This is a genomic window from Streptomyces malaysiense (assembly GCF_000980885.2).
Lineage (GTDB): Bacteria > Actinomycetota > Actinomycetes > Streptomycetales > Streptomycetaceae > Streptomyces > Streptomyces malaysiense.
On the sequence record NZ_LBDA02000152.1, the window covers coordinates 1 to 9,394 of the forward strand.

Below are 9,394 nucleotides of genomic sequence, written 5' to 3' on the forward strand. Positions count from 1 at the left end.
GAACAGTCGGAGGAATAGTCCGACTGTTCACAGCGTCCTCGCTGTGTTTATTTCAAAGGAACCACGTCCCGGTCATGACGACCGGAGACGGGGTATCAACATATCTGGCGTTGACTTTTGGCACGCTGTTGAGTTCTCAAGGAACGGTCGCTTCCTTTGTACTCACCCTCTCGGGCTTTCCTCCGGGCTTCCCTTCGGTGTTTCCGACTCTATCAGATCTTTCCGATCCGATTTCCTCGGTGCTTTCCAGGTTCTCGCTCTCGCGATTTCCTTTCCGGCGGTTCCGACTCTATCAGATCCTTTCGGTGTCTGACCCCCGGTCAGCGGGGTTCGTCCTCCCGGCCGTTGGGCCGTTCCGACGTCTCAAACCTTAGCGGATCCCTTCAGCAATTCCCAATCGGGCCGCCGAATCCCTATTCGAATTGAATTCGGACACGCCGAAATCAACCCGGGAAGGAGATCGTGCTGGTGGTGTGAGAGGTGCCGCTCTGAGCGGCCAAGGTGCCGCCGTGGAGACCTAAGGCTCCGTGGCAACCCGAAGAACTATACGGATGGGGCAGAGGCGTGTCAACCGCGCCCTGTCAAGATCTTTTCCGCTGCTCAGTCGAGGTCGCTGAGGCGGCCGCCGGCGTCCGGCTGGGCGTGCTCCACCCGGCGCAGCAGCGTGGTGAGGACCTCGCCCAGGACCGAGCGCTCGGCGGGAGTGAGGTCCTGGAGCAGGTCCTCCTCGAAGACGGTCGCGAGGCGCATCGCCTCCAGCCACTTCTCCCGGCCTTCCGGGGTCAGCTCGACGATGACCCGCACCCGGTTGGCCTCGTCGCGCTCCCGGGTGACCAGCCCCTCGGTGACCATGCGGTCGATCCGGTGGGTCATGGCGGCCGGGGTGAGACCGAGGCGCTTGGCGAGGTCGCTGGGGCCCAGGCGGTACGGGGCGCCGGAGAGGACCAGCGCCTTGAGCACCTCCCACTCGGCGTTGCTGATGCCGAGGGCGGCGGTCTGACGGCCGTACGCGACGTTCATCCGGCGGTTGAGCCGGGACAGGGCCGACACGATCTTCTCGACCTGCGGGTCGAGGTCCTGGAACTCGCGCTGATAGGCGGCGATCTGTTCTTCGAGGGTCGGCTCTGTGACGCCGGGGGTGTCGGCCATGGGCCGAGTATGGCACGCGGCCGCTTTGCCTTGAAGTCCTTCACTGTGTACTCTTTAGCTTCGAACTTTAGCTTTGAAGTCTTCACTCCTAACTAGTGAGAGAGGTGAACGTGACCAGGGCGATGGGCGCAGCGATGCGCCGGATTCACGTGGGCAACGCACTCAGTGCGTTCGGACTCGGCTTCACGGTCCCCTACCTGTACGTCTATGTGGCGCAGGTGCGGGGCCTGGGGGCCATGACGGCGGGACTGGTACTCGCCGTCTTCGCCGTGGCGGCGCTGATCGTGCTGCCGTTCGCCGGCCGCGCGATAGTGCGGCGCGGCCCGCTGCCGGTCCTGCTCGCCGCCCTGGTCACCGCCGCGCTCGGGGCACTGAGCCTGGGGCTCGCGGGCAGCGCGTGGTCCGTCCTGTTCGCCGCCTCGGCGCTCGGTGCGGGCCAGGCCGTGATGCAGCCGGCGCTGGCCACGATGATCGTGGACTGCTCCGGCGCCGACACCCGCTCCCGGGCGTTCGCGATGCAGTTCTTCCTCCAGAACCTGGGCCTCGGCATCGGCGGCCTCATCGGCGGTCACCTGGTCGACACCACGCGCGTCTCCTCGTTCACGCTGCTGTTCGCGATCGAGGCGGCGATGTTCCTGCTGCTGGTCGGCGTGATGGCGACCGTGCGGATGCCGCACTCCCCCCGCCTGGAGGACGCGCCCGCGTCCGCGAAGGGCGGCTGGCAGCGGCTGCTCGGCAACCGGGCGATGGTGCAGCTGTGCGTGCTGGGCTTCGTGCTGTTCTTCGCCTGCTACGGGCAGTTCGAGTCGGGTCTGAGCGCTTACGGCGTGGAGGCCGCCGGGATATCCACCTCCACGCTGGGTACGGCCCTGGCCGCGAACACGCTGATGATCGTGGTCGCCCAGTTCGCCGTGCTCAGGTTCGTGGAGCGCGCCCGGCGCACCCGGGTGATCGCCCTGGTCGGTCTCGTCTGGACGGTGGCCTGGCTGGCCGCGGGATTCGCGGGGCTCGGGCACGGCAGCCAGGAGATGGCGACGGCCGCGTTCGTCTCGACGTACGCGCTGTTCGGTCTCGGCGAGGCGATGCTGTCGCCGACGGTCGCGCCGCTGGTCGCCGATCTGGCGCCGGAGGGTCTCGCCGGTCAGTACAACTCGGCGTTCGCGCTGGTCAAGCAGCTGGCTCTGGCGGTCGGGCCGGCGGTGGGCGGCCCCCTCGGGGCGTCGCTGCACGCGCCGTACATCGTGACCTTCGTGCTGTTCTCGCTGGGCATCACGTATCTGGCGCTGCGGCTCGGGCGGCAGCTCACGGCGGCACAGGACCAGCCGTGGTCGGTGCGGGCGAGTCGGGTGGTCAGCCGGGGCGGGGCTCCCGCGGAGGCAGTGACCGCGGAGGCGTGAGTCCGCGGTGTTCCACGACGGCCGTCACCTCCGGGTGGCGGCCGTCGTCGTACGTCCGGGGCTCAGCGGGTGGCCCGCACCAGGAGCACGGTGAAGGGGAGCGTGGCCGTGCCGTCGGGCGCCGTCCGGGCCGCGAGCTCGTCGCGGACCAGCCGGGCGGCGGCGGTGACGGCCTCCTCCCCGCCCGCCTCCCTGAGCAGACCGCCCCACAGGGTGGCCAAGTGGTCGTACGCGTACGCGTCCAGTGAGGGCAGGGCGACGGCGGATGTGACCTCCCGGTGGGCGATGTCGCGGTAGCCCGCCGCTTCGAGGGCCGTCGTGAGCTGGTCCGCCGTACGGACGTAGGCGCGGACGAAGTAGCGCAGCGCGTCGGGGGCGTACCGCCGCAGCGCGCGCTCGTGGGCGAGGAAGTAGGGCTGGCGGTCGAGCGGGGCCCAGACGGTGACGGCGAGGCGGCCGCCGGGGCGGGTGACCCGGGCCGCCTCGGTGAGGGCGGCCGTCAGGTCGGGGAAGAACTGGGCGCCCTGCTGGCAGACCACCGCGTCGAAGCTGGAGTCGTCGTACGGGAGGCGGTCGGCGGGGGCCACGGTGAGGTCGATCTGCGGACCGCGGTCACGCGCGACCCGGACCATGCCCTCGTCGACGTCCGCGCCGCGGACCCGGCCCGTGGGCCCGACCAGGGCGAGGGCCGCGCGGGCGGCGAATCCGGTGCCGCAGGCGAGGTCCAGCACCCTGTCGCCGAGGCGGAGATCCACGGCGTCCAGCAGCGCGGCCACGAAGGGCCTCATGATCGGCGCGCTGTGGGTGTCGTACGCCTCGGGGCCCTCGGTGCCGCGGTGTCTTCCTGCCATAGGTGTGCTTGTAACACCTATGGCAGGGTGCGGGCCAACCCGACCGGCCCCTGATCGCCGCTCAGGGTCTCGGTTTCGGCAGCAGGAACTCGCACCAGACCGCCTTTCCGCCGCCCGGGGTGCGGCGGCAGCCCCAGGTGGAGGCAATGGTGGCGACGATGGCGATGCCCCGGCCGGACTCGTCGGCCGGTTCGGCGCGGCGGCGCCGGGGGAGGTGGTCGTCGCCGTCGGTGACCTCCACGATGAGGCGGCGGTCGGTGCGGCGCAGCCGCAGCCGCATCGGCGGGATGCCGTGCTGGAGGCTGTTGGCGACCAGTTCGCTGGTGGCGAGGACACCGAGGTCGTGCAGTTCGGTGGGGAAGCGCCAGCTGGTGAGGACGCCGGAGGCGAAGGCACGGGCGCGCGGGGCTGCCTCGACGCCGCCGAGGAGTTCCAGGGCCGCGCCCCGGAACAGCTCGCCGTCGGGGCCGGTGCGGGCCGGGTGCTGGAGGACGAGGACGGCCACGTCGTCGTCGTGGTCGGCGGTGACGCCGGCCGAGCGGACCAGGCGGTCGCAGACGACCTGGGGGGAGCCGGTGGCACCGGCCAGGGCGCGTTCCAGGGCGGCGATGCCCTCGTCCAGGTCTTCGTTCCTGCGCTCCACCAGGCCGTCGGTGTAGAGGACCGCTGTGGAGCCGGGGAGCAGCGCGATCGAGCCCGAGGCGTGCATCCAGCCGCCGGTGCCGAGCGGCGGGCCGGTGGGTTCGTCGGCCCGGGAGACCGTGCCGTGCTCGTCGCGGACCAGGATGGGCAGATGCCCGGCGGAGGCGTACACCAGCCGGCCCTCGTTGGGGTCGTGGACGGCGTAGACGCAGGTGGCGATCTGGTTGGGGTCGATCTCGGCGGCGAGGCCGTCGAGGAGCTGGAGCACCTCGTGCGGGGGCAGGTCGAGGCGGGCGTAGGCGCGTACGGCGGTGCGCAGCTGGCCCATGACCGCGGCGGCGCGCACACCCCGGCCCATGACGTCGCCGATGACGAGCGCGGTGCGGCCGCCGCCGAGGGTGATCACGTCGTACCAGTCGCCGCCGACCGCGGCCTCGGTGCCGCCGGGCTGGTAGGTGGCGGCGATGCGCAGGTCGTCGGGCTCCTCCAGGTCCTGCGGGAGCAGGGAACGCTGGAGGGTGACGGCGGTCTCGCGCTGGCGGCGTTCGCTGGCGCGCAGCCGCTCGGCGGCCTCCGCGTGGTCGGTGACGTCGGTGGCGAACACCAGGACCGCGCCGTCGCCGTCCTCGGCGACGGGGGTGCAGGTGAACGTGTACGAGCGGCCGTCGACCGCGCGGCGGGACTTCAGGGTGCGCGGGCGGCCGCTGCGCAGCACCTGGTCGAGCAGCGGGAGCAGGCCCAGTTCGGCGAGTTCGGGCAGCGACTCCTGGGCGGGCGCGCCGGTGGCGCGCGGGCCGAAGGCCGTCGTATATGCCTCGTTGACGTAGGCGAGGCGGTGGTCGGTGCCGTGCACCAGGGCGACGAGGGCCGGGACGCGGTCGAGGACGTCGCGGGCGGGAAGTCCGTCGACGGCGGGTACCGGGCCGGCTCCGTCGGCGGGGCCCGCGACGCGGGCCGCGGGTACGGAGCCCTCCCCTCGCCGGTCCGTGGGTAGCGCGGTCTCGGTCCGCGCGGCGGCGCGGCGCTGCGTTCCGGGGAGCCGGGCGCTCCAGCGCGTGAAGTTCACTTTGGGCAAGGCCTCGTGGGTGCTAGGGCGGGCGGGTGCCCGTCCGATGTCGTGGGGCAGTCTGGCAGGGAGCGGGCCGCGGCGGGCGACATCCGTCAGACGGTGGGGCCGGCCGTGGAGTTCCTGGATCCGGTCAGGACGACCCCTTCGGGTCGTGAGGATGCTTTCCCCTGGCCGCGAGTTCGAACTCCGCGCGCGGGTGTTCGAGTGAACCGAGCGAGACGATCTCCCGTTTGAAGAGCCCGGCGAGAATCCACTCGGCGAGCACGCGGGCCTTGCGGTTGGCGGTGGGCACCCTGCTGAGGTGGTAGACGCGGTGCATGAACCAGGCAGGGTAGCCCTTCAGCCGCCGTCCGTAGACCTGGGCGACGCCCTTGTGCAGGCCGAGCGAGGCGACGGAACCCGCGTAGGCGTGCTCGTAGGTGTCCAGGGGCTCGCCGCGCAGGGTGTGGACGAGGTTGTCGCCGAGGACCCTGGCCTGGCGTACGGCGTGCTGGGCGTTGGGCGCGGTGAGGGCCCCGGGTCCGGCGGCGGTGAGGTCCGGAACGGCCGCGGCGTCGCCCGCGCCCCAGGCGTGCCCGGCGCCCTCCACGGTCAGCTGGGCCGTGCACCTCAGCTTGCCGCGGTCGGTGAGCGGCAGGTCGGTGGCGGCGAGCAGCGGGTGCGGCCTGACGCCGGCGGTCCACACGACCGTACGGGTCGGGAAGCGCTGGCCGTCGCTGAGCACGGCGACCCGGCCGGCGCAGGATTCCAGGCGGGTGCCGAGCAGTACCTGGATGTTGCGGCGGCGCAGCTGGGTGATGGTGTAGCGGCCCAGCTCGGCGCCGACCTCGGGCAGGATGCGGTCGCTCGCCTCGACGAGGATCCACCTCATGTCCTCGGCGCGGACGTTGTGGTGGTAGCGGGCGGCGTAGCGGGCCATGTCCTCCAGTTCGCCGAGGGCCTCGACGCCCGCGTAGCCGCCGCCGACGAAGACGAAGGTGAGGGCGGCGTCGCGGATCGCGGGGTCGCGGGTGGAGGAGGCGATGTCCATCTGTTCGAGGACGTGGTTGCGCAGTCCGATGGCCTCCTCGACGGTCTTGAAGCCGATGCCGTACTCGGCGAGGCCGGGGATGGGCAGGGTGCGGGCGACGGAGCCGGGGGCGAGCACCAGTTCGTCGTAACCGAGGAGTTCGGCGCGGCCCGCGGCGGCGGTGGCGAGGGTGGTGACGGTGGCGGTGCGCGCCGCGTGGTCGATGGCGGTCGCCTCGCCGACGACGACGTGGCACTGGTCGAGTACGCGGCGCAGCGGCACGACGACGTGACGGGGCGAGATCGAGCCCGCGGCGGCCTCGGGCAGGAAGGGCTGGTACGTCATGTACGGGTCGGGTGTGACGACGGTGATCTCGATCTCACCGCGCCTGAGCTCGGCCTTCAGCTTCCGCTGGAGACGCAGGGCCGTGTACATCCCGACGTAGCCACCGCCGACAACCAGAATGCGCGCACGTTCCTTCACCATCCCATGACGCACCCGGCGCTGTGGTTTGTCCACAGGCCCGGCAATTTGTGTGACCGGAGGTCCTGGGGCGGGTGGTGCGGGCCCGGTGGCCGGGGTGATGGAAAGGGGGCAGGTCAGCGGGGGCGGACGCGCGGGCGGACGCGCCGGGAATCGGGACGTATATGACCCGTACTCCGATCGGGGGGCGCAGTGTGCGGAACCTCCCCCTTCTGAATTGACGGCTGCTCAACTATGTTCGTGTCGACGGGGTGTAGGGGATGTGGTCGTTCGGGCTCTGCGACGGGCCGGCCCGCGGCGATCGGTGCCCCTTCGCACACACCGGCATCAGTGGCGGGGAGTGTCTCCGGGGGGAGACGTCATGCACCGGGGGAAACACATGCATATTCAGGACACGCACTGGTCGGTCGGCACCGCGGTGGCGGCCGGAGGATCGGCGATGCCGGCGGTGCCGGCGGTCGCGACGGCGAACGGGCGCGCGGACGGGGCGCGCACGACGCCGCTGCGGGTGGACGCACAGCGCAATCTGGAGCACGTGCTGCGTGCGGCGCGCGAGGTGTTCGGCGAGCTGGGCTACGGCGCGCCGATGGAGGACGTCGCGCGGCGCGCACGGGTCGGGGTCGGTACCGTCTACCGGCGCTTTCCCAGCAAGGACGTGCTGGTCCGGCGGATAGCCGAGGAGGAGACGGCGCGGCTCACCGAGCAGGCGCGGGCGGCGCTCGGGCAGGAGGACGAGCCGTGGTCGGCGCTGTCCCGCTTCCTGCGCACCTCGGTGGCGTCGGGGGCGGGCAGGCTGCTGCCGCCGCAGGTGCTGCGGGTCGGCTCCGAGGAGGGTTCCGCGGGTCCGGCCGACGGTGTGCGCTCGGTCGTGGAGGAGGCCCGGGTGCCGCAGCAGCGGCTCCAGCCCGGCCCCGGTGAACTGCGGCTCGTGGGACAGGATTCCGGCCTCGGCGAGGATTCCGGGGCCGGTGAACTGCTGGCGGTGGTGGGGCGGTTGGTGGAGCGGGCACGGGCGGCCGGGGAGCTGCGGGCCGATGTGTCCGTCTCCGATGTGCTGCTGGTGATCGCCACGGCGGCTCCGTCGCTGCCGGACGCCGCGCAGCAGGCGGCGGCGTCGGCGCGGCTGCTGGAAATCCTGCTGGAGGGTCTGCGGTCCCGGCCCGCGACCGGCTGACCGTGTTCCCGGCGGCCCGTTCGTCCGGCCGCCCGCGTCACCCGGGCGATCTTCCCGCCCGGGTGACGCGGGCGGCTTTTCCGTGTCTCCTTCACACGCCTCCCCTTCACGCCCCCTCACGCCCCCTCCACGCACCTTCTCCTCGCGTCTCGCGCTCGGCGGCCTCTCCACTGAGTCCCCTCGGACGGGTGACAGGAGGCCGAGGGGGTCGTTGAAGAAATGACGATGTGGGACTCTGGGGCGGTGATGTCGGGCTGGGGCGGGGGCGTTCCACGATGAGTGTTGACGGGGCGCGCGAGGACGAGGGTGCCGGGACCCAGGTGCCCGGCCAGGGGCGCCGGACGGGCGGCCGGAACATCCCGGTGCAGCGGGGCACACCGACCGGTGACGCCGAGCTGATCGAGCGGATGCGGGGCGGGGACGACTCCGCGTACGAGGAGCTGTACCGGCGGCACGCGACGGCGGTGCGCCGGTACGCGCGCACCTGCTGCCGGGACGCGCACACCGCCGACGACCTGACCGCCGAGGTGTTCGCCCGGATGCTCCAGGCCGTACGCGGCGGCGCCGGACCCGAGCACGCCGTACGGGCCTATCTGCTGACCTCGGTGCGGCGCGTCGCCGCGCATTGGATCACCTCGGCCCGGCGCGAGCAACTCGTCGACGACTTCGCCGCCTTCGCCCAGCAGGCCGCCCACTCCCCTGCGGCGTCCGAGGACGGCACCCTCGAACTCGGCGCGGACGTACGGGCGTTGCACGAGGCCGAGCAGTCCATGGCGATGCGGGCGTTCCGTTCGCTGCCCGAGCGCTGGCAGGCCGTGCTGTGGCACACCGAGGTGGAGGACGAGTCCCCGAGCGAGGTCGCCGTCCTGTTCGGCCTGGACGCCAACGGCACCCGCGTGCTCGCCAGCCGCGCCCGCGAGGGCCTGAAGCAGGCGTACCTCCAGGCCCATGTCAGCACCACCCTCACCGACGACGCGGAGTGCGCGCGCTACGCCGACCAGCTGGGCGGCTACGCCCGCCGCAAGCTGCGTGTCCGTGCCGAGCGGGGGCTGCGCAAGCACCTGGAGGAGTGCGCCAGGTGCCGGCTCGCGGCGGCGCAGATCGAGGAGGTCGCGGGGGGCATCCCCGCGGTCGTGCCGGTCGCGGTCATCGGCTGGTTCGGGGCCGCCGGGTACGCCAAGGCGCTCGGCCTCGTCGCGGGCGGCGCGGGGGCCGGGGCCGCGGGTGCCGCGGGGGCGGCTGCCGCGTCGAGCGGTTCCTCCGGCGGTGCCGGTGCCGCGGGCGGGGCCGCCTCGGAGGCGATCGGGGCACCGGTCAAGGCGGGCATCGCCGCCGGTGTCGTCGCGGTCGCCGCCGCGGCGGTGGCCTTCGGCCTCGTGCACGCCGGCCATCCGGCGAAGGAGGCCGCCGAGCCCGCGTCGCCGCCGCCGGTCGCCGTGCGGACGCCGCCCCCGACGCCCGCCCCGCCGAGGCCGAAGCCGACCCCCACCCCGAAACCGACACCCCGGCCGGCGGTGCCCGCCGCGCCCGCGCCCAGGCCGGCCCCGACGCCCCCGCCGACGCCCCCGCCGAGGCCCGCACCCGCGAAGCCCGCGCCGCCCCCCACACCCACACCCACAC

Annotated in this window: 7 protein-coding genes; 3 read left to right on the forward strand and 4 right to left on the reverse strand. The window is 72.8% G+C overall.

Features of this window, described 5'->3' with window-relative positions; translation table 11 throughout:
• Positions 1–600: 600 nt before the first annotated feature.
• Positions 601–1,149, reverse strand: coding sequence for a MarR family winged helix-turn-helix transcriptional regulator (locus VT52_RS34425; protein ID WP_046417790.1), 549 nt, complete (start codon positions 1,147–1,149; stop codon positions 601–603).
• A 134-nt stretch (positions 1,150–1,283) separates the two neighbouring features.
• Here VT52_RS34425 and VT52_RS34430 point away from each other — a divergent pair, with 134 nt between their 5' ends.
• Positions 1,284–2,546 (forward strand): MFS transporter, encoded by a 1,263-nt coding sequence (locus VT52_RS34430; RefSeq protein ID WP_206306694.1) that lies wholly within the window; start codon positions 1,284–1,286, stop codon positions 2,544–2,546.
• Positions 2,547–2,608: 62 nt separating this feature from the next.
• On the opposite strand, the gene VT52_RS34435 is transcribed toward VT52_RS34430, so the two are convergent.
• From VT52_RS34435 to VT52_RS34445, 3 genes are all read right to left on the reverse strand, one after another.
• On the reverse strand, positions 2,609–3,397 hold the full coding sequence (locus VT52_RS34435) for a class I SAM-dependent methyltransferase (protein WP_046417793.1): 789 nt from the start codon (positions 3,395–3,397) through the stop codon (positions 2,609–2,611).
• Positions 3,398–3,458: 61 nt separating this feature from the next.
• On the reverse strand, positions 3,459–5,105 hold the full coding sequence (locus VT52_RS34440) for an ATP-binding SpoIIE family protein phosphatase (RefSeq protein ID WP_046417794.1): 1,647 nt from the start codon (positions 5,103–5,105) through the stop codon (positions 3,459–3,461).
• Between the two features lie 133 nt (positions 5,106–5,238).
• Positions 5,239–6,603 (reverse strand): NAD(P)/FAD-dependent oxidoreductase, encoded by a 1,365-nt coding sequence (locus tag VT52_RS34445; RefSeq protein WP_046417795.1) that lies wholly within the window; start codon positions 6,601–6,603, stop codon positions 5,239–5,241.
• A 376-nt stretch (positions 6,604–6,979) separates the two neighbouring features.
• Between VT52_RS34445 and VT52_RS34450 the strand changes: the two genes are divergently transcribed.
• Entirely contained in the window at positions 6,980–7,774 is a 795-nt protein-coding gene (locus VT52_RS34450; RefSeq protein WP_046417797.1) for a TetR/AcrR family transcriptional regulator, read from the forward strand.
• 275 nt (positions 7,775–8,049) lie between these two features.
• Positions 8,050–9,394: RNA polymerase sigma factor (locus VT52_RS34455; protein ID WP_079175473.1), on the forward strand; the 1,345-nt coding region annotated here is incomplete at its 3' end.